The organism is Mycobacterium sp. NGS61, assembly GCF_059812325.1.
This window is the reverse complement of sequence record NZ_JCALCL010000001.1, coordinates 925,786-951,253: the sequence shown is the minus strand read 5'-3', so window position 1 is coordinate 951,253 and position 25,468 is coordinate 925,786. Positions and strand designations below refer to the sequence as shown.

The following is a 25,468-nucleotide window of genomic DNA, read 5'->3' as shown; positions in this document are numbered from 1 at the left end:
GGAGTGTGCCCCCTCGGCCGCAGGCAAAGCGACCTGCGCATTACCGCGAGATGGACTGCGGGTGAAGCTACTTCACCCGGGACGCGCAGGCGGCACGAGTTCGCTAGCATCGGACCCCGTGTCCCGACGAGTTGGCTCGGATACGCAGGTCTGGGTTGGTAGCGGTCGATGACCACCGCAGCGCCGCCGGGTCCGGCGGCGGAGAGCTCCCCAGACGCGGCCGGCGAACCGCCCGCAAAGACGAAACCGGTCCGCAAGAAGCCGGACAAACCCCGCATCCTGATCGGCGTCGGGGTGGTCACGCTCGTCGTGATCACCTACGCCCTGTCCCTGATCGGCGTTCACTTCCTGCAGAAGTCAGCGGGGCCGCTACCGCCGCTGGACCTGAGCCAGGGCGGGGGCGATGCCACGATCGTGCAGCTGCGGTTAGAGGAGCTGAAGCCTGTCACCAACCGGCTTACCGTGAATGTTCTTGTTTATCCGGCAATTTCGGCGTACGACAACCGCTTCGACGTATTGGGCACCGATGTCGCCGTGCGCCTGTATCCGCCGAGCGACCTGGGCGACCTGCATTATCCGAAAGGGCAGGCTCCAGCCCAACTCACCAGCACGGTCGAGGCGCACGGCGATCCCGGAAACTGGCCCTTCGACACGTATCGCACTGAACCGATCTCAGCAGATGCGTTCGTCAGCCTTGCCGAAGGCCTGCGGAAGGTGCCGGCCCGCGTCGAGGTGACCGGATCGTTGGACGGGTGGGACATCAGCGTCAGCCGGGTCCACGACCCCGCCGCGTTGCCGACGTCACGCACTATGGAGAACGGAAATGTCGTCATCACCTTCAAGCGGGCAAAGGGTCCGCTGATCTTCGACCTGGGCATCTGCCTGGTGCTGATCGCGCTGCCCACCCTGGCGCTGCTGGTGGCGATTCCGATGCTGCTCAACAAACGGAAGTTCCTGCCGCCCATCGCCAGTTGGTATGCCGCGATGCTGTTCGCCGTGGTGCCGTTGCGCAATTTCCTGCCCGGCTCGCCACCACCCGGTTCCTGGATCGACCAGGCTATCGTGCAGTGGGTGCTGATCGGACTGGTGGTGGCGATGACGTTGTATATCTGCGCGTGGATACGGCAGGGAGACTGAGCTCCGAGCAGGTCGTCGTCATCGGCGCCGGCCCGTGCGGCATGGCCGTGGCTCGCCAGCTGGGCCACGACCGGGGAATCGACGCACTCGTGCTCGACCGCGCCGACACCCCGGCATCGTCGTGGCGGCAGCTCTACGACGGGTTCAGGTTGAACACGTGCGGCTTCTGGTCCCATCTGCCGGGTCAGCGCATTCCCCGCCGGTACGGGCGTTGGCCGGGCCGCGAGGACATGGTCAGCTATTTCGACGAGTACGCACGGCGTCAGGGCCTGCGACTGCGCCTGGGTGTGACGGTGCACCAGCTGGACCGCGACGCGGGTAGGTGGCGGCTGGTGACCGATCACGAAACCTTCACTGCCACAGCGGTGATCGTGGCTGCGGGCAACTATCACACGCCGATGCTGCCGCCCTGGCCCGGTCTCGAACAGTTCACCGGTGCCGTCCTGCACGCCGCCGACTACCAGAACGCGCTGCCCTATGCCGGGCGTGACGTCCTGGTGGTCGGCTCGGGAAATTCCGGCACCGACATTGCCCTGCAACTGTGTGACGGCGCCGCCGGTCGGGTCCGGATGGCTATCAGAACACCACCGCATCTGGTGCCGCGCGCAGTCGCCGGACTGCCTGTCGATGCGTTCACCGGTGCTTTCAGTCATCTGCCGGTGCCGGTCCTGGACCGCGCCGCCGCGGTAGCGCAACGCCTGTGGTTCGGCGACTTGAGCGGTCGCGGGCTGCCGGCCCCGGCGCAGGGGATCTACAGTGCGCTACTCCAGGACGGTCGCATCCCCACCGTGGCGGACGAACTGGTAACCAAGGTCAGAGGCGGCAGGATCGAGATCGTGACAGCCGTCGAACGATTCGACGGCGACAGCGTGTTGCTGACGGACGGCACCACGGTGCGACCCGACGTCGTCATCGCCGCCACCGGATACCGGCGCGGACTCGAGTCGATGGTCGGTCACCTCGGCGTGCTCGACGCAGACGGTGCGCCGCTGGTGAATGGAACACCAAGCGCCGCAGCGGGATTGTGGTTCGCCGGCTACGAGGAGCCGCTGATCGGCCCGTTGCGGTCGTTCCGCAGACGAGCCCCTGGCCTCGCCGCCGACGTCGCCGCCCACCTCAGCTCGGTCAGGGCAGCTGACGGGTGCTCAACGGACCCTTGGTGAGGTCGCGGTACAGCTGCTCGAACATCGACCGGCGGCGGAGCGGCGCGCTGTCGGTGTGCGCCGCGCCGGCCACCCCGTCGATCACCTCGGCAAGCGCCTGCACCGATGAGAATCGCGGATTCCAGTCCAGCTCGGCGCGGGCGCGCGAGCAGTCCAGCAGCGGGACGCCGAACGCCATATCCAACCAGCCCCGGTCGATGGGCTGCAATCGGGCGCGCCAGCTGAGGTCCACCAGGGTGCCCAGCAGGCCGGCGGGCACATGCACGGACCGCGCGCCGAGCACCTGCGCGACGTCCTGCCGCGTGATCGGGGGTTCGGCCGCCAGGTTGAAGGCTCCGGTGGCACGTCGCTCCAGCGCCGCGATGAAAGCGTCGGCGACATCGTCGGCGTGGACCAACGGGATGGTCAACCCGCGATCCAGGGGCAACAGCGGCAGCAGGGGTACAACGCGCATGGGCACGTACCCGGGCAGCGCGTAGCGCATCAACCCGCTGGCGGCGGCACGCTGCACGATGAAGCCCGGCCGCATCCGGGTGATCGGCACAGCATCTTTGCCGTGCGTGCTCTGGTATTCGTCGAGTCGGGCCTCGGCGGCGGACTTGTCGCGGCTGTAGGGCGATGACGGAATGCCCCTGGTCGACCACGATTCGTCCACCCGCTCGCCGTAGCGTCCGGCCGCGTAGGTTCCGACCGACGACATGTGCAGCAACTGGCCCACCCCGGCCGAGTGCGCCGCCTGGAGCACCCTGGTGGTTCCACCGACGCCGAGGCGCGTCAGATACTCGGTGTTGCGCGTGGGCTGGAACCCCCAGGCGAGGTGGACGACGGCGTCGGCGCTCGCGACGATGGCGGGCAACTCGGCGGCCGAGTCTGCCTCGGCGAGGTCGATCGCGTGCCACTGGACCCGCTGATAGACCCCAGTGGGCGGTGGTGGGCGTCGCACGACGCCGATCAGTTCGTGGTCTGCTCCACCGGCTGTCAGCCTGCGCAGCAACGCGGTCCCGACGTTGCCGGATGCTCCGGTGATGACTATTCGCACGCGGGGCGTATTGCCTGATCCGGGCGGCTCAAACGCCGGCGTCACTGATCCGCCGGGTGGCGTTCACTTCGCAATTTGGCGCTGAGCTGGCCTTCCCCTAGACTCAGGGGGTTGCCTTGGGCAGACCTCGGCCGGCATGCGAGAGCACCTGCTGGCCCTGCGTGCTCTTCGGTGACGAACAGACCGCGCACGTTGGGTGAGTTTCTCCTGCCGTGCACACGTCAAAACCAGGTCAGGAGATCGAGTGATTCAGCAGGAATCGCGGCTGAAGGTCGCCGATAACACCGGCGCCAAGGAGATCTTGTGCATCCGGGTGCTCGGTGGATCGTCGCGACGCTACGCCGGCATCGGGGACGTCATCGTCGCCACGGTCAAGGACGCCATCCCCGGCGGCAACGTCAAGCGGGGTGACGTGGTGAAGGCCGTTGTGGTGCGCACCGTCAAGGAACGCCGTCGTCCCGACGGCAGCTACATCAAGTTCGACGAGAACGCCGCGGTGATCATCAAGCCCGACAACGACCCGCGCGGCACCCGCATCTTCGGCCCGGTCGGCCGAGAACTGCGCGAGAAGAAGTTCATGAAGATCATCTCGCTCGCACCGGAGGTGTTGTAGATGAAGGTCCACAAGGGCGACACCGTGCTGGTCATCGCCGGCAAGGACAAGGGCGCCAAAGGCAAGGTCATCCAGGCCTACCCGGAGCGCAACCGGGTACTGGTCGAAGGCGTCAACCGGATCAAGAAGCACACCGCTGTCTCGACCAACCAGCGCGGCGCCCGCTCCGGTGGCATCGTCACCCAGGAGGCTCCGATCCACGTCTCCAACGTGATGGTGGTGGACTCCGACGGCAAGCCGACCCGGATCACCTACCGGGTCGACGAGGAAACCGGCAAGCGGGTCCGCATCTCCAAGCGCAATGGCAAGGACATCTAGCATGACCACTGCAGAGAAAACTCAGCCGCGCCTGAAAGAGCGCTACCGCAACGAGATTCGCGATGCGCTGCACAAGCAGTTCGGCTACGCCAACGTGATGCAGATCCCGACGGTGACCAAGGTCGTGGTCAACATGGGAGTGGGCGAGGCCGCCCGCGACGCAAAGCTGATCAACGGCGCGGTCAACGACCTGGGCCTGATCACCGGGCAGCGTCCGGAAATTCGCAAAGCGCGTAAATCCATCGCGCAGTTCAAATTACGTGAGGGCATGCCCATCGGCGCCCGGGTCACGCTGCGCGGCGACCGGATGTGGGAGTTCCTGGACCGGCTCACCTCGATCGCGCTGCCGCGTATCCGTGACTTCCGCGGCTTGTCGCCCAAGCAGTTCGACGGTGTCGGCAACTACACCTTCGGCCTCGCCGAGCAGTCGGTGTTCCACGAGATCGACGTGGACAAGATCGACCGGGTGCGGGGCATGGACATCAGCGTCGTCACTTCGGCGACGAACGACGACGAAGGACGAGCGCTGTTGCGGGCCCTCGGCTTTCCGTTCAAGGAGAACTGAGTAATGGCGAAGAAGGCATTGGTCAACAAGGCCGCACGCAAGCCGAAGTTCGCGGTACGCGGCTACACGCGCTGCAGCAAGTGCGGCCGTCCGCGCGCGGTGTTCCGCAAGTTCGGGCTGTGCCGGATCTGCCTGCGCGAAATGGCGCATGCGGGTGAGCTGCCCGGCGTGCAGAAGAGCAGTTGGTGACGGGACGTAGGGACTTGATCATGACCGCGATGACGACGATGCGGAGCGCAGCGACGAAGAGGAGTAGCGCCCGATGACTATGACGGATCCGATCGCAGACTTCTTGACGCGGCTGCGCAACGCCAACTCGGCGTACCACGACGAAGTGAGCCTGCCGCACTCGAAGATCAAGGCGAACATCGCCCAGATCCTCAAGAGCGAGGGCTACATCACCGACTTCCACACCGAGGATGCTCGGGTCGGCAAGTCGCTGGTGGTGCAGCTCAAGTACGGACCCAGCCGCGAGCGCAGCATCGCGGGCTTGAAGCGCGTCTCCAAGCCCGGTCTGCGGGTGTACGCCAAGTCCACCAATCTGCCGCGGGTGCTCGGTGGCCTCGGTGTGGCGATCATCTCGACGTCCTCGGGTCTGCTCACCGATCGCCAGGCAGCCAGGCAGGGCGTGGGCGGCGAAGTCCTCGCGTACGTCTGGTAAGGGGGTAAGCAGACATGTCACGTATCGGTAAGCAACCGGTTCCGGTCCCGTCCGGAGTCGACGTCACCATCGACGGCCAGAACGTCTCGGTCAAGGGCCCCAAGGGCGCCCTGGAGTTGACCGTCGCCGACCCGATCACGGTGTCGCGCAACGACGATGGCGCCATCGTGGTGGCCCGGCCGAACGACGAGCGGCAGAACCGCTCGCTGCACGGGCTGTCCCGCACCCTGGTGGCCAACCTGGTCACGGGTGTGACGGAGGGCTACACCACCAAGATGGAGATCCACGGCGTCGGTTACCGCGTGCAGCTCAAGGGAACCAACCTGGAGTTCGCGCTCGGCTACAGCCATCCCGTGGTGATCGAGGCGCCCGAGGGCATCACGTTCGCGGTGCAGGCGCCCACCAAGTTCACGATCTCTGGGATCGACAAGCAGAAGGTCGGCCAAATCTCGGCGAACATCCGCCGCCTGCGCCGCCCCGACCCCTACAAGGGCAAGGGCGTGCGCTACGAGGGTGAGCAGATCCGCCGCAAGGTCGGAAAGACAGGTAAGTAGTCATGGCGCAATCACAGACTGCATCCGACGCGCGAAAGACAGTGGGGCAGAACGTATCCGCTACCAGGCGGGTGTCCCGGCTGCGCCGGCACGCACGGCTGCGCAAGAAGGTTTCCGGCACCGCGGAGCGTCCCCGCCTCGTGGTGAACCGGTCGTCGCGGCACATTCACGTGCAACTGGTGAACGACCTCAACGGCACCACCGTGGCCGCGGCTTCGTCCATCGAAGCCGACGTTCGCGGACTGGACGGGGACAAGAAGGCCCGCAGCGTGCGGGTCGGCCAGTTGATCGCCGAGCGGGCCAAGGCTGCCGGCGTCGACTCCGTGGTATTCGACCGCGGCGGCTACACCTACGGCGGACGAATCGCGGCTCTGGCCGATGCCGCCCGCGAGAACGGATTGCGATTCTGATGAACAACGCAAGCCTGATAAACGGAAGGACCGCATAATGGCGGAGCAGTCCGCTGGAGGCTCGGCAGACAACCGGGGCCCGGACAACCGTGACAGCCGCGATGGGCGAGGCCGGCGCGACGGTGGTGGCCGGGGTGGCCGCGACCGCGACCGTGACGGCGACAAGAGCAACTACCTGGAGCGGGTCGTCGCGATCAACCGCGTCTCCAAGGTGGTCAAGGGTGGTCGGCGGTTCAGCTTCACCGCCCTGGTCATCGTCGGTGACGGCAACGGCATGGTCGGCGTCGGCTACGGCAAGGCCAAGGAAGTCCCGGCGGCCATCGCCAAGGGTGTCGAGGAGGCCCGCAAGGGCTTCTTCCGGGTCCCGCTGATCCGCGGAACCATCACGCATCCGGTGCAGGGGGAGGCCGCGGCCGGCGTCGTGCTGCTGCGTCCGGCCAGCCCGGGTACCGGTGTGATCGCCGGTGGCGCCGCCCGCGCGGTGCTGGAATGCGCTGGCGTGCACGACATTCTGGCGAAGTCGCTGGGCAGTGACAACGCGATCAACGTGGTGCACGCCACCGTCACCGCGCTCAAGATGCTGCAGCGCCCCGAGGAGGTGGCCGCCCGGCGCGGTCTGCCGATCGAGGATGTCGCCCCGGCCGGGATGCTCAAGGCGCGCCGCGAAAGCGATGCGCTGGCCAGTGCCTCCCAGAACCGAGAAGCGGGAGCACAACCATGAGTCAACTGAAGATCACTCAGGTGCGCAGCACCATCGGGGCGCGCTGGAAGCAGCGCGAGAGCCTGCGCACCCTGGGCCTGCGCAAGATCAGCCACTCGGTGATCCGTGAGGACAACGCACAGACGCGCGGTCTGATCGCCGTGGTGAGTCACCTCGTTGAGGTGGAGGAGGCCAAGTGACCATCAAACTGCACGACCTCAAGCCTGCGCGCGGGTCGAAGACGGCGCGCACGCGTGTCGGTCGCGGTGAGGGTTCCAAGGGCAAGACCGCGGGCCGCGGCACCAAGGGCACCAAAGCCCGCAAGAACGTGCCGGCCACCTTCGAAGGTGGGCAGATGCCCATCCACATGCGACTGCCCAAGCTGAAGGGCTTCCGCAACCGGTTCCGCACCGAGTACCAGGTGGTCAACGTCGGTGACATCAACCGGCTCTTCCCGCAGGGCGGCACGGTCGGCGTCGACGAGCTGGTGGCCAAGGGTGCCGTTCGCAAGAACAGCTTGGTCAAGGTGCTGGGCGACGGCAAGCTGACCGTCGGCGTCGAGGTGACCGCGCACAAGTTCAGCGGCAGCGCCCGCGAGAAGATCACCGCTGCGGGCGGTTCGGCCACCGAGCTCTAACCCAGCCGCGAAATCACTTCCAGGGCAAGCCGTTCCATCTGCTCGCGGTCCTGCGCAACGTCAGCGCCGACGGGATTGAGCAGCAACATCTGCGCGCCCGCATACATGACCTCGGACAGCCCGTGGGCCACCTGCGCCGGGGTGCCGGTCACCGCGACCGCCTCCAGGCCGGACCTCTCGCCGTAGATGCGGTACAGCCCGGCCAGCGCTGTGTCGCGGGCACGCTCGGCGTCGTCGTCGACCATCACGTAGACGCGTTTGGCGATGGTGAACCGCCGGGGATCTCTGCCTTGGCCGGCCAGTTCAGAGCGCACGATGCGCACCGCTTCGGCGAACGCGGCGGTGGTCGACGACCCCGCGCCGATGAACGCATCGCCTAGGCGGGCCGCGCGGGCCAGGGCGGCGGGGGCGCGTCCGCCGAACCAGATCGGTGGATGCGGCCGTTGCACGGGTTTGGGTTGGATCGGCAGATTGTCGACGTCGCGAAACCGGCCGTGGAAGTTCACCGTCGGCTCGTCGGACCAGGCGGCGCGCATCAATTCCAGCCCCTCGGTGAAATACCGGACATGCGTGGACTTCTCGATGCCGAAAGCGCCGAACCGGCGCGAACCTCCGCCGGCGACCACGCCGAGGTCGAGCCTGCCGCCGCTGAGCCGGTCGACGGCGGTCACGGCTGAGGCCAGCTGCAGCGGATCGTGCAGCGACGTCACCAGCACGGCCACCCCCAGGCGCAGCCGCCGGGTGCACGCCGCGGCATAGGCCAGCACCTCGAGGGGCGCCAGCAGGGCTGACCCGCCGATGGCCTGTTCCAGGGTCCACCCGCCCTCGAAACCCAGTTCTTCGGCGCGGGCGAGGTAGTCCTGCAACTGCGCGGTGTCGAAGTCCGGCGAGCCGAGTTGGGGGATCGAGATGGCGAACCTCACCGCTAGCACGCTACCGGTGCCGGCCAGGCGGGTCGGTACCGATCGGTACGCTGCAGAACATGTTCGCCTTTCTGCCTAACCTGCCCGGAGTCGACGACGTGCGGGCGCTGGTCGACCGGGTCGACACCGCCCGTCACCACGGCATACCCAACGGGTGCGTCCTCGAGTTCGACCTGCGCAGCATGCCGCCGGAGACCACCGGGTTCGACCCGCTCACGATCATCAGCGGCGGCGGCCGGCAGCTGCCGCTGCGCGAGGCGGTCGCCGCGATTCACCGTGCCGCCGAAGACCCGCGCGTCGCCGGGCTGATCGCCCGCGTGCAGCTGTCCCCGTCACCGATCGGCGCGGTCCAGGAATTGCGGGACGCCATCGCTGCGTTCAGTGCCGTCAAGCCGTCGCTGGCCTGGGCGGAGACTTTCCCGGGCACGCTGTCCTATTACCTGGCGTCGGCATTCCGTGAGGTCTGGATGCAGCCTTCGGGTGAGGTCGGGCTGATCGGCTTCGCGAGCAACGCGATGTTCCTGCGCGATGCCCTGGCCAAAGCGGGCATCGAGGCCCAGTTCATCGCGCGCGGCGAATACAAGTCGGCGGCAAACCTTTTCACCGAGGACGGCTTCACCGACGCCCATCGCGAAGCGGTGACCCGCATGCTGGAGAGTCTGCAGGATCAGGTGTGGCAGGCCGTCGCCGAGTCGCGCCGGATCGATGCCGGCGCCCTGGACGAGCTGGCCGATCGCGCTCCGCTGCTGCGTGACGACGCGCTGGCCTCCGGGCTGGTGGACCGGATCGGATTCCGCGACGAGGCATATGCGCGCATCGCGGAACTGACTGATGCGCACCATGATTCGTCTGATCGCGCGGATGCCGACCCGGATGAGACGCCGCCGCGGATGTATCTGGCCCGCTATGCCGGCTCGGCGCGGTCGCGGCTGTCGCCGCCGGTGCCGTCGATCCCGGGACGCCGGCCCAAGCCGACGGTTGCCGTGGTCACCGTCGAGGGTGCCATCGTCAACGGCCGGGGCGGGCCGCAGGGCCTGCCGTTGGGGCCGTCGAATGCCGGCGGCGACACGATCGCTGCGGCGCTGCGGGAGGCGGCGGCCGATGACGCCATCTCGGCGATCGTGCTGCGGGTGGACAGCCCCGGCGGGTCCGTGACGGCGTCGGAGAGCATCTGGCGCGAGGTCAAACGCGCACGCGAGCGCGGCAAGCCGGTAGTGGCCTCGATGGGATCGGTCGCCGCGTCCGGCGGGTACTACGTGTCGATGGGCGCCGATGCCATCGTGGCGAATCCCGGCACCATCACCGGATCCATCGGCGTCATCACCGGCAAGTTGGTGGTGCGGGACCTCAAGGACCGACTCGGGGTCGCGTCGGAAACCGTGCGCACCAATGCCAATGCCGACGCCTGGTCGATCGACGCGCCGTTCACCCCCGAGCAGCAGGCGCATCGGGAGGCCGAGGCCGACCTGTTCTACACCGACTTCGTCGAACGCGCCGCGCAGGGCCGCAATCTGACCACTCAGGACGTGGATGTCGTTGCCCGCGGCCGGGTTTGGACCGGCGCCGATGCCTTCGAGCGGGGTCTGGTCGACGAGTTGGGCGGCTTTCGGACCGCGGTGCGCCGGGCCAAGGTGCTCGCCGGCCTCGACCCGGACGTGCCGGCGCGGATCGTGAGCTATCCGGGCTCGTCGTTGCTGGACCTGCTGCGGCCACGGGCGTCCTCGCAGCCGGGCGCGGCGTCGTTGCCCGACGCTGTCGGGGCGTTGCTCACGCGTTCGGTCCTCGGCATGGTCGATCAACTGGAGCAGAAGGTCAGCGGTGCCAGCGTGCTGTGGCTGGGGCAGGCGCGGTTCTAGGCCGTCAGTCGCGCGCTGATGAAGATGATCTCGCCGAGCGGGTCGTTGTTCTCGGGCGCGGGGACCGTCAGATTGTGTCGTTCGAATAGTTCGGTGCGGGTCACCGCATCGGTGTCCCAGCCCCTGGCGCGCAGGTAGTCGACGACATGATTGCGCTCGCCGGAGTAGACCAGCGAGGCCATGTCGATGTCCACGCCGTGATCGCGGAAGCTTCCCGACATCTCACGAACCTTATCGGTATCGAAATCCACTATGCCAGGGACGAATTCGGTTGCGATGGTGCTTCCGGGGACGCTCAGCGCGATGATGTTGTCGAACAACCGGTCTTGGGCGTCCGGCGGCAGGTAGATCAGTAGGCCTTCGGCAAGCCATGCCGTCGGTTGGGTCGGATCAAGCCCCGCCGCCCGCAGCGCCGTCGGCCAGTCGCCGCGCAGGTCGATCGCGACCGTCCGCCGATCTGCGGTGGGCGTAGCACCGAGGTCGTCCAGGGTGGTGGTCTTGAACTCGATCACCTGTGGCTGGTCGATCTCGTAGACCACTGTCCCGGCGGGCCACGGCAGCCGGTAGGCGCGTGCGTCCAGTCCGGACGCCAGGATCACGACCTGTCGCACCCCCGCGTCGGTGGCTTGCGCGAAGTACTCGTCAAAGTACTTGGTGCGCACGCCCATTCCGTCGATCATCGCCTGCACCCGTGCCGGGTTGATGTTCTCGAACGTCTCGGGGTCGAGTTTGCCGTCCATCATCTTGGTGAAGAAATCCACCCCGACGGCACGCACCAGCGGTTCGGCGAACGGGTCGTCGATCAACCCGCCGGGCGTGTTCGTGACCATCGCGCGCCCGGCCGCGACCATGGTCGCGGTGGCGCCGACGCTGGACGCCAGATCCCAGTTGTCGTCGTGAGCGCGTGGCATCAATGTCTCCTAGTGGTCCTCGGGCAGGGTACCGCTGACGTAGAGCATCTCGACGGCGGGCGCATCCTCCTCCACCACGGCAGGCGGGAGACCGTTGGCCGCACGCAGCTCCGGCAGGGCGATGGTGGTGATCTGCCAGCCATGAGCTGTGAGGTACGCCGCGACTTCGTTGCGCTCACCGAGGTAGATCAGATTACCCATGTCGATGTCGAATCCGTGCGCGCGCCAGCGTTCGGAGACCTTTTCCATGTGCTGCCGTAGGTCATTCTCGTCGACGGGCTCGGTTCGGTTCATGCCCTCGGTGGCCAGCCGGCTGCCCGGCGCGCTGAGCTCGGTGATGGTGTCCAGCAGGCGGTCCTGGGCTTCCGGCGGCAGGTACCCCAGCAGTCCCTCCGCGCTCCACGCGGTGGGCAGGGCGGGGTTGAATCCCGCCTGACGCAACGCGGTCGGCCAGTCGTCGCGCAGGTCGACGGACACGGCGCGCCGGTCGGCACTGGGGGTCGCGCCCAACTCGGCCAGGGTGCGCGACTTGAACTCGATGACCTGCGGCTGGTCGATCTCGTAGACCACGGTCTGGTCCGGCCAGGTCAACCGGTAAGCCCGGGCGTCTAGGCCGGAGGCGAGGATCACAGCCTGCTTGATGCCCGCCCGCGTCGCCTCCAGAAAGAACTCGTCGAAGAATTTGGTGCGCACGGCCATGTTCTCCGCGACGTTGGCGACCCCGCTGAACGGGCGCTGCGGATCGCTGTCGAGTTCGGCGACGGTGGTCGCACCGGTCGCCAGGCGGCTGAGCAGATCCACGCCGACCGCCCGTACCAGCGGTTCGGCGAACGGGTCGTTGATCAGCGGATTCTCGGCACGCGTGGCCATCGCGCGGCCGGCGGCGACCATGGTCGCGGTCACCCCGACGCTGGTCGCCAAATCCCAGGTGTCTCCGTCGTACCGTGCGGTGCTGGCAGTCATGCGGGTTCCTCGATCCGGGGGACTCACTGATACTTAGCCAATATAACAAAAGCTCGAACGGGGCGTCGCCGGCGGTCAGACCGGGCGGCTGGCCCGGTAATACACCAGCTGCCCGAGCAGGCGGTGCGACTGGGTGGCGACCTGCGCGCAGTCAAACCCGGCCGTATCCAGCAGGCGTGGAATCGCGTCGCCGAGATTGCCGGCGGCGTGGTGGTTGCTCCTCATCCGGCTGGCTATCGGGCCTGGCGGGGCGGTCATCTCACCGCCGATATCGACCAGGTGCAGGCTGCCGCCAGGCCGCAACACACGGAAGATCTCGGCAGCGGCAGCAGGTTTCGCGTCGTCGGGGAGGTGGTGCAGCATCATCGAGGACAGTACCCGGTCGAATTCGCCGTCGGCGCAGGGTAGCTGCTGGGCATAACCTTCTTCGAACCGAATGCCGCTCAGCCCGTGTGCCTTTCGTCGCGCGCGGTCCAGTATCTGCGGGTCGGGGTCGGTCCCCACCGCGTCGATCCCGGGGTGCGAGCGTTTGGCCGCGATGAGGACATTGCCGGTGCCGCAACCGATTTCCAATACCCGCTGGCCGTCGCGGAGTTCGGCGTGCGTGATCAGCCTGGCATAGACGCGGCGAAATCCCAGTACCCGTGCGATCAGGTCGTACGCGGGCAGCAGGCCGGGTAGGCCAGTGGCAGGCAAGTAGTCAGGTGGATGATGTTTGGTCATGTCACTATTGTTCCGTATTGAGCGCAAGCATCATTGGTCGATTCTCGTCGAAATTAGGACTATCTTCGGTTAGATGACCGCCCCAACTCGACTCAGTCAGCATCGTGGAGGCGTTCCGGTCTACCGGTATCGCAGTGATCCGGACACGCCCCCGGTCTCAATAGCCCGGCGCGATCAGCTCGTCGAGCCGCACCCGCACATCCACGACTTTCCGGCGCTCTGGTACGCGCCGGCGGCCGGATTGGTGCGCGTCGTCGCTCCCGGCAAGGTGCTCGACCCCGCGCAGGTAGCGCCGGCTGAGGAGGGATTCGCGGTGTTCTTCGATCCGTCCGCCCTCGGAGAGGACGCGCGGTCCCCGTGGCCGGCGTGGCAGGCCCATCCGCTGCTGTTCCCGTTCCTGCACGGCCGGACGGGTGGGGTGCTGTGTCTGAAGGTGCCCCCGGACCGGCGACCGGCGTGGGATGAGGCGATCCAGTCGATGCAGACCGAGCTGACCCTGCGCCAGGACGGCTATCGGCAAGCGGTCCTGGCGCACCTGACCCTGCTGCTGATCGAACTGGCGCGCCTGGCCAAAGACGTGGTGGCCGATCTGCGGCGTAGCGGCGAACCGCTGCTGGCAGAGGTGTTCGCGGTGATCGACCGTCGACACGGTGAACCATTGTCACTGCGGGACGTGGCGGGCGAGGTCGGGATGACGCCCGGGCACCTGACCACGATCGTGCGCCGGCGCACCGGACGCACCGTGCAGGAATGGATCATCGAGCGCCGCATGGCCGAGGCTCGCGAGTTGCTGGCCGATACGGATCTCCCGGTGGGCGAGGTCGCCAGACGGGTCGGCATACCCGATCCCGGATATTTCAGCAGGCTGTTCGGCCGCACCCACGGCGGTCCGCCTCGGCAGTTCCGGGCGTCAGCGCACCGCCGGTGACCGGCGGATCGGTTCATTGACCCGCGGACTCGAACACTGTTCGACATGGGGGCCGCGGTGTCATACCAACGATATCGAGATAGGCGAACCCCGGATGCAGCTGCCCAACCTGGCCAACATCATGACGGTGTACGGGTCGCTGCCGGTGCGTCTCGGTTAAGCCGCGTACGGCGATTCAGGAGTTCGCGCGCAGGTAGGTGTACACGCCGGCGAAGTTGCGGTTGACCTCTTCGGGCACCGGCACCGGACCCCCCAGAGCTCGCGCACCCCAGGCGATTTGCGCGGTCCGCTCGACGAGTGCGGTGATGTGCAACGCCGTGGCCGGCCGGGGGCCGACGGCCACCAGGCCGTGATTGGCGATCAGGGCCGCGCCGCGTCCCGCCAGGGCTTTGACCGCGTTGGTGCCGACATCGGGGGTACCCGACGCGGCGTACTCGGCGCAGCGCACGTCCCCGCCGCAGTAGACCGCGAACTCGTCGATGCAGGCCGGAATCGGTTGGTGTGCCACGGCGAACATGGTGGCCCAGACGGGATGGCTGTGGATGACGCTGCCGATGTCGTCGAATGCCGCAAAGCACGCCAGATGCAGTTGCAGCTCGGTGGACGGCATCCGGCCGTCCTTGGCGTGCAGTACGGCGCCGTCCGGGTCGACCAGCACCAGGTCGTCGAGTGCCATGTCGGCATAGTCCACCGACGACGGTGTGATCACCAGGTTTCCGTCGGAGCGGCGGGCCGAGATGTTGCCGGCGGTGCCTTCGACCAGTCCGCGGCGCAGCATGTCCTTGGCCGCCGCGAGCACCGCCACTTCGGCGTCCTCGACGAACTTCATGAGCCCAGCACCTCCGGGTTGACGATATGGGCGGGCGTGGCGCCGGACAGCAGTGCCTCCAGGTCGTCGGCAACCATCTGCGCCTGCCGGGCCTCAGTGTTCCAGGTGGCCCCGCCGATGTGCGGGGTGAGTACGACGTTGGGCATGCCGGTCAGGGGGTGATCGGCCGGCAGCCACTCGCCCGCGAAATGATCCAGCCCGGCGGCGGCGACCTTGCCGCTGCGCAGCGCATCGACCAGTGCATCGGTGTCGTGCAGTTGGGCGCGTGCGGTGTTGAGGAACACCACGCCGTCCCGCATGGCACCGAACTGCTCGGCGCCGATCATCCCGGTGGTGTCCTCGGTGACCGGTGCGTGCAGCGAGACGATGTCGGACTCGGCCAGCAACTCGCCCAAAGAGTGCCCGGCCTCGTCGCTGTACGGATCGCACGCGATGACCCGCAGACCCAGGCCGGCCAGCCGCCACCGGGTGGCCCGGCCGACGGCGCCCAGGCCCACCAACCCGGCGGTGAGCCCCGCGATCTCAGCCCCGCGGAAGCGCTGATAGGGGATGGTGCCATCGCGAAACATGTTGCCGCTGCGCACATCCGCATCCGCGGTCAACAATGCGCGGGTGACGGCCAGCAGCAGGGCCACCGTCAGCTCGGCGACCGCATCGGCGTTGCGGCCCGGGGCGTACAACACCGGGACGCCGGCCGCCGTCGCACCGGCGACATCCACATTGTTCGGGTCGCCACGGGTGGACGCGACCGCGCGCAGGCCCAATTCCAGCACCGGACCCTGTACCGAATCGCTTTCCACCACAAGGACTTCGGCGGCTTCGGCGGTGATCCGCTCAGCCAGCTGCTCGGCGCTGTAGATGCGCAGCGGCACCTGCTCGATCCAGGGGTCGTACACCACGTCGAGCAGCTCCCGCAGTTTGGCGAAACCCGGTCCGCGCAGCGGAGCGGTCACCAGGGCACGCGGTCGAGGGGTCACGTCTGCCAATGCTGGCGTACCGTGGCGCCCGTGTCACGCGAAGACGTCACAATCGGCATCGACGTCGGCACCACGGCGGTCAAGGCGGTTGCGGCCGACGAGAACGGCCGCGTAGTGGCGCGGGCCCGCATTCCGCACCAGCTCCGCGTGCCCGAACCGGACCAACTGGAACACGACGCGGACGAGGCGTGGCGACAGGGTCCGGTGGTCGCCCTGCACCGGGTGACCGAAGCTGGGGCCGGGCGAGTCCGGGCGGTGGCCGTCGCGTCGATGGTGCCGTCGATGACCGCTGTCGACGCGGCCGGCCGGCCACTCACCCCGGGCCTGTTGTACGGCGACAGCCGCGGCCGGGTGGTCGACGCTCCCGAACAACCCGTTCCCGCGGTGGGGGAGGCCGCCGAATTCCTGCGCTGGACGGCCGCGCAGGCGCCGGACGCCGCCGGCTACTGGCCGGCGCCCGCAGTTGCCAATCATGCGCTGGCGGGACAGCCGGTGATCGACTTCGCAACGGCCATCACCTCATTGCCGTTGTTCGACGGGGCGGGGTGGAATGCGGCGGAGTGCGCCCAGCGCGGCGCCGGCACCGAGCAGATGCCCCGGGTGGAGACCTTCGGTGCACCGATCAGTCACCTGCACGGCGACGCGCAGAACACCGCTGTACTGGCGACCGGTGCCATCGACGCGCTGTGTGAACAGATCGTCGCCGGCGCCGATCAGGACGGCGACGTGCTGGTGCTCTGTGGCACGACATTGATCGTATGGACGACGATTTCAGCCGCCCGGCAGGTGCCGGGCTTGTGGACCATCCCGCACACCGCGCCCGGCAAGAGCATGATCGGCGGTGCCAGCAACGCCGGTGGCATGTTCCTGGGATGGGTGGATCGTGTTGTTGCACAAGCTGATCCGATGTCGTGTGACCCGCGTCGGGTTCCAGTGTGGTTGCCTTACATCCGTGGCGAGCGCACCCCGTTCCACGATCCGGACCGGCGTGCCCTGCTCGACGGCGTGGACCTGACGCACGACGCCGCGGCCCTTCGGCGCGCCGCCTACGAGGCGTCCGGCTTCGTCGTCCGGCAGATGCTGGAACTGAGCGGCGCGCCGGTGCGGCGGATCATCGCCTCCGGCGGCGGCACTCGGCTGCAGCCCTGGATGCAGGCCATTGCCGACGTCACGGGTCGGCCCGTCCAGCTGTCCGCGGTCGCTGAGGGGGCGGCCCTGGGGGCGGCTTTCCTGGCCCGGATGGCTGTCGGACTGGAGTCGGTGATCACCGACGCAGGCCGCTGGGCGCGGGTCGAGCACGTCGTCGAGCCGCGGCCGGACTGGGTGGGGCCGACCAAGGACCGGTATCGCCGGTTCCTGGAGCTCAGTCGATCGCGATTGGTATGACGGGCGGATTGGTGGCGCGCATCGGTGGGCGGCGTTCTACGCTTATGCGATGACTGACCACGACCAGACCGCCATCCGTCGAGAGATCGCCGATACCCTACTGGCCGCGTTGGAACGCCGGCACGAGGTTGCTGATGCGATAGTGGCGGCGAAGAACAAACCGGCCGCGGTCGAGGCCATCGTCGAGCTGCTGGGTACCTCGCATCTGGCGGCCGAGGCCGTGATGAGCATGTCGTTCGAGCAGCTCACCCAGGATGCGCGCGCAAAGACCCTGGCCGAGCTCGACGACCTGAACAAACAGCTCAGCTTTGCTGCCAAGGAGCGGCCGGCGAGTTCGGGGGAGACCCTGGAGCTGCGGGCATTCTCCGCAGTGGAGGACCGCGACATCTTCACCGCGCGAACGGAGGAGATCAAGTTCGCCGGGGACGGCTCGGGCGCCCCGGCCGGCGCCATCGACGACGAGATCCGGGCGGCTCTGGGCCGGCTGCGCGACGAGGAGGCGGCCTGGTTCGTCGCCGTGGACTCCGGCGAGAAGGTGGGCATGGTCTTCGGGGAGCTGCTGCACGGTGAGGTGAATGTGCGGATCTGGATCCACCCCGAGCACCGCAAGAAGGGTTACGGCACCGCGGCGCTGCGCAAATCACGCTCGGAGATGGCGTGGGCCTTCCCGGCAGTACCGATGGTGGTCCGGGCGCCGGCGGCCAATCCCGAATAGCCGCAACGCTATTCGCGCGTCGCAGTCACCGTGACGATGTCGCGCAACTGGCCCACCTCGGGTTCGTCCGGGAAGACCAGCCCGTAGTCGGCGTACAGATCCCGGCGGGGCCGGGTGCGCACCTGCCAGCCGTGCCCGGTGAGGTAGTCGACGACGTTGTTGCGCTCGCCGACGTAGAACAGCCCGGACAGGTCGATGTCGCAGCCCAGATTGGCCCAGCGCCGGTTGAACTCCTGGGCGCGGTCAGCCATCGGCACCGTGGACTCGGGATGGTATTCGGTAGCCACCCGGCTGCCCGGCCCGCTGAGCTCGGTGATGTTGTCGAAGAGCCGGTCCTGGGCGTCGGGTGGCAGATACATCAACAAGCCCTCGGCGCTCCAGGCGGTGGCCCGCGACGGTTCGAACCCGCTGCGTCGCAGCGCTGCCGGCCAGTCGTCGCGCAGATCGACGCTCACCGCCTTGCGATGCGCCGACGGGGTGGCGCGCAGCTCCGACATGGTGGCGTTCTTGAACTCGATCACCTTGGGCTGGTCGATCTCATAGACCACGGTGCCCCGCGGCCAGTGCAGCCGGTAGCCACGCGCGTCCAGGCCGGCCGCCAGGATCACCGCCTGGTGGACGCCGGAGCGGGCGGCGTCGAGGAAGAACTCGTCGAAGAAGCGGGTGCGGACGGCCATCGACTCGGCCATCAACGTCAGCTCGCGTCGGCGGGAGTCGTCGGCGGCGATTTCGGCGACCTCACCGTCGATCAGGCGGGTGAAGAAATCCAGCCCGACGGCTCGCACCAGCGGTGCGGCGAACGGGTCGGTGATGACGGGGTTGTCCTGCTCGCTGGCCACCGCCCGGGCGGCGGCAACCATCGTCGCGGTTGCGCCCACACTGGACGCCAGATCCCAGCTGTCGCCGGTGGATCGCTGTGACTCCGGTTGGGACATCGTTACCGCAGCTCCGCGCTGAGGAAGACCACCTCGCCGAACGGGGCGTCGTCACCCTGCGCCTGCGGCAGCCCGTGCGTGGTGAACAGCTCGGCGTTGCTCGCGGTGGTCGTCTGCCACCCGCGTTCGGACAGGTAGGTCCCCGCATCGGTGCGGTCGTCGAAGTAGACCAGCGCGGCCATGTCGAAGTCGAGGCCGTGCCGGCTCCAGCGCTCATTGTGGCGACGCATCCGGCGCCGGAGTTCGTCTTCGTTGAGTTCGTTGATGTCCAGCAGACCCTCGGTGGCGAACCGGCTGCCCGGCGCGCTCTGCGCGGTGATCTGGTCAAGCAGGCGGTCCTGCGCCTCAGCCGGCAGATACCCCAGCAACCCCTCGGCGATCCAGGCGGTGCGCTGGGTGGGATCGAAGCCCGCCGCGCGGAGCGCGGCCGGCCAATCTTCGCGCAGATCGACCGCCACCGTCCGTCGGTCCGCAGTCGGTTCGGCGCCCAAGCCGGACAGCGTGGCGGTCTTGAACTCGATCACCGCGGGCTGGTCGACCTCGAACCCCGTGGTGCCCGCCGGCCAGGGCAACCGGTAGGCGCGGGAGTCCAGACCGGCGGCCAAGATGACGGCCTGCCGGATGCCGGTCGCCGTCGCTGCGGCGAAGAAGTCGTCGAAGAACCTGGTGCGAACAGCCATGGCGTTGGCGAAATGCGCTGTTGCGGTGGCGGTTTCCTCGTCGAGATCGGACAGGTCCAGCTCGCCCCCGGCCAACCGGGAGAAGAAGTCGACACCTACGGCCCGGACCAGCGGCTCGGCGAAGTGGTCGGCGGCTACTGCGCCGGCACCGTCGGCGTCCCGCGCGGCGACGGCGCGCGCCGCCGCGACCATGGTGGCCGTCAACCCGACACTGGACGCCAGATCCCACGTGTCGCCCTCGAATCGGGCACTACCCAGCTGGGTCATCGACATCTCCCCGCAAACAGGTTTCTATTACTTAGCCAATGTAACGAGCTCCCCAGACTCTACGCCGCACAGGTGGCACCGGGCGACGACGTGTGGTGCCGTGGACGGAGCTGCGCCGGTTAGCTGTTAGTCTCGTACACGGTTTGACGCGCTTGCATCGTGGCCGGTCCTACGTCCTGGCCTGCTGGTATTAGGCACGTGCATGCGGAATAACCCAGGAATGATTAGGAAAAGGACCCAGCCGGCCAATCCCGGTTGGCATGCCGCGACCAGAGTTCGGCTGCGCAGGAGGAAGAGTGCTTTCGGCTTTCATCTCATCGCTGCGGACAGCCGACCTGAGACGAAAGATCCTGTTCACGCTGAGCATCGTGGTGCTGTACCGGCTGGGCGCCGCGCTACCGTCTCCGGGTGTCAACTTCCCCAATGTCCAGCAGTGCATCAAGGAAGCCAGCGGCGGCCAGGCCGGACAGATCTATTCGCTGATCAACCTGTTCTCCGGCGGTGCGCTGCTCAAGCTGACAGTCTTCGCGGTGGGCGTAATGCCGTACATCACCGCGAGCATCATCGTCCAGCTGCTCACCGTGGTCATTCCCCGCTTCGAGGAACTCCGCAAAGAAGGTCAGTCCGGGCAGGCGAAGATGACGCAGTACACGCGTTATCTGGCGATCGCGCTGGCCATCCTGCAGGCCACCAGCATCGTGGCGCTGGCGGCGAACGGTGGCCTGCTCCAGGGCTGCTCGCTGGACATCCTTGCCGACCAGAGCATCTTCGCCGAGATCGTGATCGTGCTGGTGATGACCGCCGGCGCCGCGCTGGTCATGTGGATGGGCGAGCTGATCACCGAACGCGGGATCGGCAACGGCATGTCGTTGCTGATTTTCGTCGGCATCGCCGCCCGCATTCCCGCTGAGGGCAACCAGATCCTGCAGAGTCGCGGCGGCATGATTTTCGCCGCCGTGCTGGGAGCCGCGCTGCTCATCATCGTCGGCGTGGTGTTCGTGGAACAGGGCCAACGACGCATCCCGGTGCAGTACGCCAAGCGCATGGTGGGCCGGCGAATGTACGGCGGAACGTCGACGTACCTGCCGCTGAAGGTCAACCAGGCCGGCGTCATCCCGGTCATCTTCGCGTCCTCGCTGATCTACATCCCGAACCTGATCACCCAGCTGGTGCGCAGCGGCGGCGCCGGGAGCGGGCACAGCTGGTGGGACAAGTTCGTCGGCAGCTATCTGTCAGACCCGAGCAACCCCGTCTACGTCGGCATCTATTTCAGTTTGATCATCTTCTTCACGTACTTCTATGTGTCGATCACCTTCAACCCGGACGAACGTGCCGACGAAATGAAGAAGTTCGGCGGCTTCATTCCCGGTATCCGTCCCGGCCGACCGACCGCCGACTATTTGCGTTATGTGCTGAGCCGCATCACCCTGCCGGGCTCGATCTACCTCGGCGTGATCTCCGTGCTGCCCAACGTGTTCCTACAGATGGGCAACAGCGGGGGGATCCAGAATCTACCCTTCGGGGGTACCGCGGTGCTGATCATGATCGGCGTCGGGTTGGATACGGTCAAACAAATCGAGAGTCAGCTCATGCAGCGCAATTACGAAGGATTCCTCAAGTGAGAGTTGTTTTGCTCGGGCCGCCGGGGGCGGGCAAGGGGACGCAGGCCGAGAAGCTGGCGCAAAAACTGGGCGTTCCACATATCTCCACCGGGGACCTGTTTCGCAGCAACATCAAAGATGGCACCAAGCTGGGCCTGGAGGCCAAACGGTATCTGGACGCGGGCGACCTGGTGCCCTCCGAGCTGACCAACCAGCTCGTCGATGACCGGCTGGACGACTCGGACGCGGCCGACGGCTTCATCCTGGACGGATACCCGCGCTCGGTGGCGCAGGCCGAGGCGCTGCACGACATGCTGCAGCGGCGCAACACCGACGTCGATGCGGTGATCGAGTTCCGGGTGTCCGAGGAGGAGCTGCTGAAGCGGCTCACCGACCGGGGCCGCGACGACGACACCGAAGAAGTCATCCGCAACCGGTTCAAGGTCTACCGCGAGGAGACCGCGCCGCTGCTGGATTACTACAGCGACGAGCTCAAGACCGTCGACGCCGTGGGCTCCCTGGACGAGGTGTTCGCGCGCGCACTGCAAGCCCTGGGCAAATAGCCCATGGGTGCCCTGGCACGGCTGCGGGGCCGCCGAGTGGTGCCGCAGCGCACCGCCGATGAACTCGACGCGATGGCCGCGGCCGGAGCCGTCGTCGCAGCCGCGTTGCGCGCCGTGCAATCCGCCGCTGTGGCCGGCGTCTCCACCCTGGCACTGGACGAGATCGCCGAATCGGTGATCCGCGATGCCGGGGCGGTCCCGTCCTTCCTGGGCTACCACGGCTATCCCGCCTCGATCTGCGCATCGGTCAACGACCGTGTCGTGCACGGGATCCCGTCGGCCGCCGAAATACTCGTGCCGGGCGACCTGGTGTCCATCGACTGCGGTGCGATCCTGGACGGCTGGCACGGCGACGCGGCCGTCAGCTTCGGAGTGGGCGCCCTGATCCCCGCCGACGAAGCACTGTCGGAGGCGACCCGGGAGTCACTGGAGGCCGGCATCGCGGCGATGGTCATCGGGAATCGGTTGACCGACGTCTCACACGCCATCGAAACGGGCACGCGCGCCGCCGAGGTCCGCTACGACCGCGCGTTCGGAATCGTCGAGGGATACGGCGGGCACGGCATCGGCCGGCAGATGCACCTGGACCCGTTCCTGCCCAACGAAGGCGCGCCGGGCCGGGGCCCGTTACTCGCCGACGGTTCGGTGCTGGCGATCGAACCGATGCTGACGCTGGGAACCGGTAAGACATCCGTTCTCGACGACAAATGGACGGTCATCACCGTCGACGGCTCCCGTGCGGCGCACTGGGAACACACGGTCGCGGTCACCGAGGCCGGGCCGCGGATCCTGACCTTGTGAAGCCGTCCGCCCCCGCTGGTGGGGCTGGCTAGGCCGGTTGTTGCCCTTGGGGTAAGAAAGGGGCGTGGCCGACTCCCAGAAGCGCGATCCGATCGCTGCGGCACGGACCAATTGGGAACGGGCCGGCTGGGGTGAAGTCTCGGGGGGCATGGTCGCAGTGACGTCGGTGATGCGGGCCCACCAGATCCTGCTGGCGCGCGTCGAAGCGGCGCTGCGTCCCTACGACCTGAGCTTCTCCCGCTACGAACTGCTGCGCCTACTGGCGTTCAGCCGCACCGGGGCACTGCCGATCACCAAAGCTTCCGACCGGTTGCAGGTGCACGTCACCAGCGTCACCCATGCGATCCGGCGCCTGGAGGCCGACGGTCTGGTGCGACGGGTGCCACATCCCACCGATGGACGCACCACGCTGGTGGAAATCACCGACCTCGGCCGATCCACCGTGGAGGACGCCACGGTCACGCTCAACGAGCAGGTGTTCGCCGACATCGGGATGGCCGCCGACGAATCGCAGGCGCTGGTGTCGTCGATCGAGACGTTGCGGCGCAACGCCGGTGACTTCTAGGTCCGCAGTTGTTCGATGATCGCGCTGAAGTCCTTGCCGGGGTGTGTGGCGGCGAATTCGGCGTAGATCTGTGCCGCGTGCGTGCCCAACGGCGCCGCCGCACCGGTCGAAGCGACCGCGTCCATCGCCAGTCCCAGGTCTTTGTTCATCAGCGCGGCAGCGAAGCCGGGCTTGAAGTCGTTGTTGGCGGGTGACGTTGGAACCGGCCCTGGCACCGGGCAATTGGTGTGCACCGCCCAGCAGTTGCCGGTCGCGCCGGTGATCACGTCGAACAGTGATTGCGCTTCCAGCCCGAGTTTCTCGGCGAGCACGAACGCCTCGCCGATGGCGATCTGCTGCACGGCCAGCACCATGTTGTTGCACAACTTCGCGGCCTGCCCTGCTCCGGCCGCGCCACAGTGGATGATCTTGCCCGCCATCGGTTCCAGCACCGGACGAGCCCGATCCAGGGCGTCAGCTTCGCCGCCGACCATGAAAGCCAGCGTCCCGGCCGCGGCGCCCTTGACGCCGCCGGACACGGGTGCGTCGAGTTGCTGCATACCGTGTGACCCGGCCAGCCCGTGGGCCTCGCGGGCGTCGTTCACCGAGATCGTGGAGCTGTCGATGAACAACGCCCCGGCTCGCGCGGCCGGCAGCACTTCGCTGTAGCAGCGCTTCACCACGTCACCGTTGGGCAGCATGGTGATCACGACATCGGCGTCGGCTACCGCTTCGGCCGCGGTGCCGAACAGGGTCACGCCCTTGTCGGCGGCGGCGCCGGCAACTGCGGACACCGGGTCGAAGCCGCGCACAAGGTGGCCTGCGTCAAGCAGATTGGCCGCCATGGGGCCGCCCATGTTGCCGAGCCCCAGGAACGCGATCGCGAGACGTGTTGTCATAGTGCCCTTCTAGGCGCTGGCCCGGAAACGTGCGGCTTCGGCCCGGCCGACGACCACACGCATGATCTCGTTGGTGCCCTCCAGGATTCGATGCACCCGCAGATCGCGCACGATCTTCTCCAGACCATACTCGCGCAGATAACCGTAGCCACCGTGCAGCTGCAATGCCTTATCGGCGACCGTGAAGCAGGTGTCGGTGACGTACAGCTTCGCCATCGCGCACAGCTCCACCTTGTCCTCGGCGTCGGCGTCCAGCGCACTTGCGGCCCGCCACAACATCATTCGTGATGTCTCGAGCCCGGTCGCCATGTCCGCGAGGGTGAACCGGATGGTGGGTTCGTCGAGCAGTGCCGAGCCGAACGCCTGCCGGTCGCGCACATAGGCGCCCGCTTTGTCGAATGCGGACTGCGCGCCGCCCAGCGAGCACGCCGCGATGTTCAACCGGCCGCCGTTGAGGCCGTTCATCGCGATGCCGAAGCCGGCGCCTTCGCCGTCGGCGCCGCCCAGCATGGCATCGGCCGGCACCCGCACTCCGTCGAGCACCACTTGGGCGGTGGGTTGAGAATTCCAGCCCATCTTCTGTTCCATCGCACCGAAACTGAGCCCCGCAGCGTCCTTTTCGACGATGAACGCCGAAATGCCGCGGGGGCCTTCGCTCCCGGTGCGCGCCATGACGACGTACACGTCGGAGGTGCCGGCGCCGGAGATGAATTGCTTGACGCCGTCGAGCACGTGGTCCGAGCCTTGTTTCACTGCGCGGGTGCTCAGTGCGCTGGCATCGGAACCGGCGCCGGGCTCGGTCAGGCAGTAGCTGGCGATGGCGTCCATCGACGCCAGGCGCGGCACCCATGCCTTGCGTTGTTCCGCGGTGCCGTAACGGTCGATCATCCACGCGCACATGTTGTGGATCGACAAGAACGCAGCGGTCACCGGGTCGGCGATCGCCAATTGTTCGAAGATGCGCACTCCGTCGAGGCGCCGCAACCCGCTGCCGCCGACGTCGTCGCGACAGTAGATCGCCGCCATGCCGAGTTGGGCTGCATCGCGCAGTACGTCAGTCGGGAAATGCTTGGTGGCATCCCATTCCAGGGCGAAGGGGGCCAGCCGTTTGTCGGCGAACGCGGCTGCCGTCTCGGTGATAACCCGCTCTTCGTCATCAAGGGTAAACAT

At 67.4% G+C, this 25,468-nt stretch carries 31 protein-coding genes; 20 read left to right on the top strand and 11 right to left on the bottom strand.

Annotated elements, in window-relative coordinates:
* The first annotated feature begins 168 nt into the window (after positions 1 to 168).
* Complete coding sequence (locus AC5Y3Z_RS04595) at positions 169 to 1,137, top strand: DUF4436 domain-containing protein (RefSeq protein WP_463825832.1); 969 nt, start codon at positions 169 to 171, stop codon at positions 1,135 to 1,137.
* On the top strand, positions 1,116 to 2,300 hold the full coding sequence (locus AC5Y3Z_RS04590; RefSeq protein ID WP_463825834.1) for a flavin-containing monooxygenase: 1,185 nt from the start codon (positions 1,116 to 1,118) through the stop codon (positions 2,298 to 2,300). Before AC5Y3Z_RS04595 ends, AC5Y3Z_RS04590 begins: the two co-directional genes overlap by 22 nt.
* On the opposite strand, the gene AC5Y3Z_RS04585 is transcribed toward AC5Y3Z_RS04590, so the two are convergent.
* Positions 2,263 to 3,339 (bottom strand): NAD-dependent epimerase/dehydratase family protein, encoded by a 1,077-nt coding sequence (locus tag AC5Y3Z_RS04585; protein ID WP_473139316.1) that lies wholly within the window; start codon positions 3,337 to 3,339, stop codon positions 2,263 to 2,265. The genes AC5Y3Z_RS04590 and AC5Y3Z_RS04585 overlap by 38 nt on opposite strands.
* A 244-nt stretch (positions 3,340 to 3,583) precedes the next feature.
* Here AC5Y3Z_RS04585 and rplN point away from each other — a divergent pair, with 244 nt between their 5' ends.
* The 10 genes from rplN (at position 3,584) to rplO (ending at position 7,797) form a co-directional block, all read left to right on the top strand.
* A complete protein-coding gene (gene rplN / locus AC5Y3Z_RS04580; RefSeq protein ID WP_036352708.1) occupies positions 3,584 to 3,952 on the top strand; it encodes a 50S ribosomal protein L14 in 369 nt (122 codons plus the stop codon).
* A complete protein-coding gene (gene rplX, locus AC5Y3Z_RS04575) occupies positions 3,953 to 4,270 on the top strand; it encodes a 50S ribosomal protein L24 (RefSeq protein ID WP_473139315.1) in 318 nt (105 codons plus the stop codon).
* A 1-nt stretch (position 4,271) separates the two neighbouring features.
* On the top strand, positions 4,272 to 4,835 hold the full coding sequence (gene rplE / locus AC5Y3Z_RS04570) for a 50S ribosomal protein L5 (RefSeq protein WP_463825840.1): 564 nt from the start codon (positions 4,272 to 4,274) through the stop codon (positions 4,833 to 4,835).
* Between the two features lie 3 nt (positions 4,836 to 4,838).
* A complete protein-coding gene (locus AC5Y3Z_RS04565) occupies positions 4,839 to 5,024 on the top strand; it encodes a type Z 30S ribosomal protein S14 (protein WP_011739072.1) in 186 nt (61 codons plus the stop codon).
* A gap of 73 nt (positions 5,025 to 5,097) precedes the next feature.
* Complete coding sequence (gene rpsH / locus AC5Y3Z_RS04560) at positions 5,098 to 5,496, top strand: 30S ribosomal protein S8 (RefSeq protein ID WP_463825843.1); 399 nt, start codon at positions 5,098 to 5,100, stop codon at positions 5,494 to 5,496.
* Between the two features lie 14 nt (positions 5,497 to 5,510).
* Entirely contained in the window at positions 5,511 to 6,050 is a 540-nt protein-coding gene (gene rplF / locus AC5Y3Z_RS04555) for a 50S ribosomal protein L6 (protein WP_463825845.1), read from the top strand.
* A gap of 41 nt (positions 6,051 to 6,091) precedes the next feature.
* On the top strand, positions 6,092 to 6,460 hold the full coding sequence (gene rplR / locus AC5Y3Z_RS04550; protein ID WP_463825988.1) for a 50S ribosomal protein L18: 369 nt from the start codon (positions 6,092 to 6,094) through the stop codon (positions 6,458 to 6,460).
* Between the two features lie 37 nt (positions 6,461 to 6,497).
* Positions 6,498 to 7,181 carry a 30S ribosomal protein S5 gene (gene rpsE / locus AC5Y3Z_RS04545; protein ID WP_463825847.1) on the top strand — a complete coding sequence of 228 codons (684 nt, stop codon included), beginning with the start codon at positions 6,498 to 6,500 and terminating at the stop codon, positions 7,179 to 7,181.
* The gene (rpmD, locus tag AC5Y3Z_RS04540; RefSeq protein WP_463825849.1) at positions 7,178 to 7,360 is read left to right on the top strand and encodes a 50S ribosomal protein L30; all 183 of its coding nucleotides are present in this window, start codon (positions 7,178 to 7,180) and stop codon (positions 7,358 to 7,360) included. Before rpsE ends, rpmD begins: the two co-directional genes overlap by 4 nt.
* The gene (gene rplO, locus AC5Y3Z_RS04535; protein ID WP_463825850.1) at positions 7,357 to 7,797 is read left to right on the top strand and encodes a 50S ribosomal protein L15; all 441 of its coding nucleotides are present in this window, start codon (positions 7,357 to 7,359) and stop codon (positions 7,795 to 7,797) included. The genes rpmD and rplO overlap by 4 nt, the downstream gene beginning before the upstream one ends.
* On the opposite strand, the gene AC5Y3Z_RS04530 is transcribed toward rplO, so the two are convergent.
* Positions 7,794 to 8,720, bottom strand: coding sequence for an LLM class flavin-dependent oxidoreductase (locus AC5Y3Z_RS04530; protein WP_473139314.1), 927 nt, complete (start codon positions 8,718 to 8,720; stop codon positions 7,794 to 7,796). The two genes, rplO and AC5Y3Z_RS04530, sit on opposite strands and share 4 nt — an antisense overlap.
* A 59-nt stretch (positions 8,721 to 8,779) precedes the next feature.
* Here AC5Y3Z_RS04530 and sppA point away from each other — a divergent pair, with 59 nt between their 5' ends.
* Complete coding sequence (sppA, locus tag AC5Y3Z_RS04525) at positions 8,780 to 10,576, top strand: signal peptide peptidase SppA (RefSeq protein WP_473139313.1); 1,797 nt, start codon at positions 8,780 to 8,782, stop codon at positions 10,574 to 10,576.
* On the opposite strand, the gene AC5Y3Z_RS04520 is transcribed toward sppA, so the two are convergent.
* From AC5Y3Z_RS04520 to AC5Y3Z_RS04510, 3 genes are all read right to left on the bottom strand, one after another.
* Positions 10,573 to 11,487 carry a class I SAM-dependent methyltransferase gene (locus tag AC5Y3Z_RS04520; RefSeq protein WP_473139312.1) on the bottom strand — a complete coding sequence of 305 codons (915 nt, stop codon included), beginning with the start codon at positions 11,485 to 11,487 and terminating at the stop codon, positions 10,573 to 10,575. The genes sppA and AC5Y3Z_RS04520 overlap by 4 nt on opposite strands.
* 9 nt (positions 11,488 to 11,496) lie before the next feature.
* Positions 11,497 to 12,450, bottom strand: coding sequence for a class I SAM-dependent methyltransferase (locus AC5Y3Z_RS04515; RefSeq protein ID WP_473139311.1), 954 nt, complete (start codon positions 12,448 to 12,450; stop codon positions 11,497 to 11,499).
* A gap of 75 nt (positions 12,451 to 12,525) precedes the next feature.
* Positions 12,526 to 13,173, bottom strand: a complete 648-nt coding sequence (locus tag AC5Y3Z_RS04510) for a class I SAM-dependent methyltransferase (RefSeq protein ID WP_473139310.1) — start codon at positions 13,171 to 13,173, stop codon at positions 12,526 to 12,528.
* A 73-nt stretch (positions 13,174 to 13,246) separates the two neighbouring features.
* Between AC5Y3Z_RS04510 and AC5Y3Z_RS04505 the strand changes: the two genes are divergently transcribed.
* A complete protein-coding gene (locus tag AC5Y3Z_RS04505) occupies positions 13,247 to 14,101 on the top strand; it encodes a helix-turn-helix transcriptional regulator (protein ID WP_473139309.1) in 855 nt (284 codons plus the stop codon).
* A gap of 175 nt (positions 14,102 to 14,276) precedes the next feature.
* On the opposite strand, the gene AC5Y3Z_RS04500 is transcribed toward AC5Y3Z_RS04505, so the two are convergent.
* Both AC5Y3Z_RS04500 and AC5Y3Z_RS04495 read right to left on the bottom strand, forming a co-directional pair.
* Positions 14,277 to 14,930 carry an L-fuculose-phosphate aldolase gene (locus AC5Y3Z_RS04500; protein ID WP_473139308.1) on the bottom strand — a complete coding sequence of 218 codons (654 nt, stop codon included), beginning with the start codon at positions 14,928 to 14,930 and terminating at the stop codon, positions 14,277 to 14,279.
* Positions 14,927 to 15,907, bottom strand: coding sequence for an NAD(P)-dependent oxidoreductase (locus tag AC5Y3Z_RS04495; protein ID WP_473139307.1), 981 nt, complete (start codon positions 15,905 to 15,907; stop codon positions 14,927 to 14,929). Before AC5Y3Z_RS04495 ends, AC5Y3Z_RS04500 begins: the two co-directional genes overlap by 4 nt.
* A 30-nt stretch (positions 15,908 to 15,937) precedes the next feature.
* Between AC5Y3Z_RS04495 and AC5Y3Z_RS04490 the strand changes: the two genes are divergently transcribed.
* Together AC5Y3Z_RS04490 and AC5Y3Z_RS04485 are read left to right on the top strand one after the other, a co-directional pair.
* Positions 15,938 to 17,293, top strand: a complete 1,356-nt coding sequence (locus AC5Y3Z_RS04490) for a xylulokinase (protein ID WP_473139306.1) — start codon at positions 15,938 to 15,940, stop codon at positions 17,291 to 17,293.
* A gap of 49 nt (positions 17,294 to 17,342) precedes the next feature.
* Positions 17,343 to 18,008 carry a GNAT family N-acetyltransferase gene (locus AC5Y3Z_RS04485; RefSeq protein ID WP_463825860.1) on the top strand — a complete coding sequence of 222 codons (666 nt, stop codon included), beginning with the start codon at positions 17,343 to 17,345 and terminating at the stop codon, positions 18,006 to 18,008.
* Positions 18,009 to 18,016: 8 nt separating this feature from the next.
* On the opposite strand, the gene AC5Y3Z_RS04480 is transcribed toward AC5Y3Z_RS04485, so the two are convergent.
* Both AC5Y3Z_RS04480 and AC5Y3Z_RS04475 read right to left on the bottom strand, forming a co-directional pair.
* Complete coding sequence (locus tag AC5Y3Z_RS04480) at positions 18,017 to 18,943, bottom strand: class I SAM-dependent methyltransferase (RefSeq protein WP_463825861.1); 927 nt, start codon at positions 18,941 to 18,943, stop codon at positions 18,017 to 18,019.
* Positions 18,944 to 18,945: 2 nt separating this feature from the next.
* A complete protein-coding gene (locus AC5Y3Z_RS04475) occupies positions 18,946 to 19,890 on the bottom strand; it encodes an SAM-dependent methyltransferase (protein WP_473139305.1) in 945 nt (314 codons plus the stop codon).
* Positions 19,891 to 20,186: 296 nt separating this feature from the next.
* Between AC5Y3Z_RS04475 and secY the strand changes: the two genes are divergently transcribed.
* The 4 genes from secY to AC5Y3Z_RS04455 all read left to right on the top strand — a co-directional run bounded on the left by secY (position 20,187) and on the right by AC5Y3Z_RS04455 (position 23,420).
* Positions 20,187 to 21,512, top strand: coding sequence for a preprotein translocase subunit SecY (gene secY, locus AC5Y3Z_RS04470; protein WP_463825863.1), 1,326 nt, complete (start codon positions 20,187 to 20,189; stop codon positions 21,510 to 21,512).
* A complete protein-coding gene (locus AC5Y3Z_RS04465; protein WP_463825864.1) occupies positions 21,509 to 22,054 on the top strand; it encodes an adenylate kinase in 546 nt (181 codons plus the stop codon). The genes secY and AC5Y3Z_RS04465 overlap by 4 nt, the downstream gene beginning before the upstream one ends.
* A 3-nt stretch (positions 22,055 to 22,057) precedes the next feature.
* Complete coding sequence (gene map / locus AC5Y3Z_RS04460; protein WP_473139304.1) at positions 22,058 to 22,855, top strand: type I methionyl aminopeptidase; 798 nt, start codon at positions 22,058 to 22,060, stop codon at positions 22,853 to 22,855.
* Positions 22,856 to 22,919: 64 nt separating this feature from the next.
* The gene (locus tag AC5Y3Z_RS04455) at positions 22,920 to 23,420 is read left to right on the top strand and encodes a MarR family winged helix-turn-helix transcriptional regulator (RefSeq protein WP_463825866.1); all 501 of its coding nucleotides are present in this window, start codon (positions 22,920 to 22,922) and stop codon (positions 23,418 to 23,420) included.
* Here AC5Y3Z_RS04455 and mmsB read toward each other — a convergent pair.
* Together mmsB and AC5Y3Z_RS04445 are read right to left on the bottom strand one after the other, a co-directional pair.
* On the bottom strand, positions 23,417 to 24,298 hold the full coding sequence (mmsB, locus tag AC5Y3Z_RS04450; protein ID WP_473139303.1) for a 3-hydroxyisobutyrate dehydrogenase: 882 nt from the start codon (positions 24,296 to 24,298) through the stop codon (positions 23,417 to 23,419). The genes AC5Y3Z_RS04455 and mmsB overlap by 4 nt on opposite strands.
* Before the next feature lie 9 nt (positions 24,299 to 24,307).
* Positions 24,308 to 25,468, bottom strand: a complete 1,161-nt coding sequence (locus tag AC5Y3Z_RS04445) for an acyl-CoA dehydrogenase family protein (protein ID WP_473139302.1) — start codon at positions 25,466 to 25,468, stop codon at positions 24,308 to 24,310.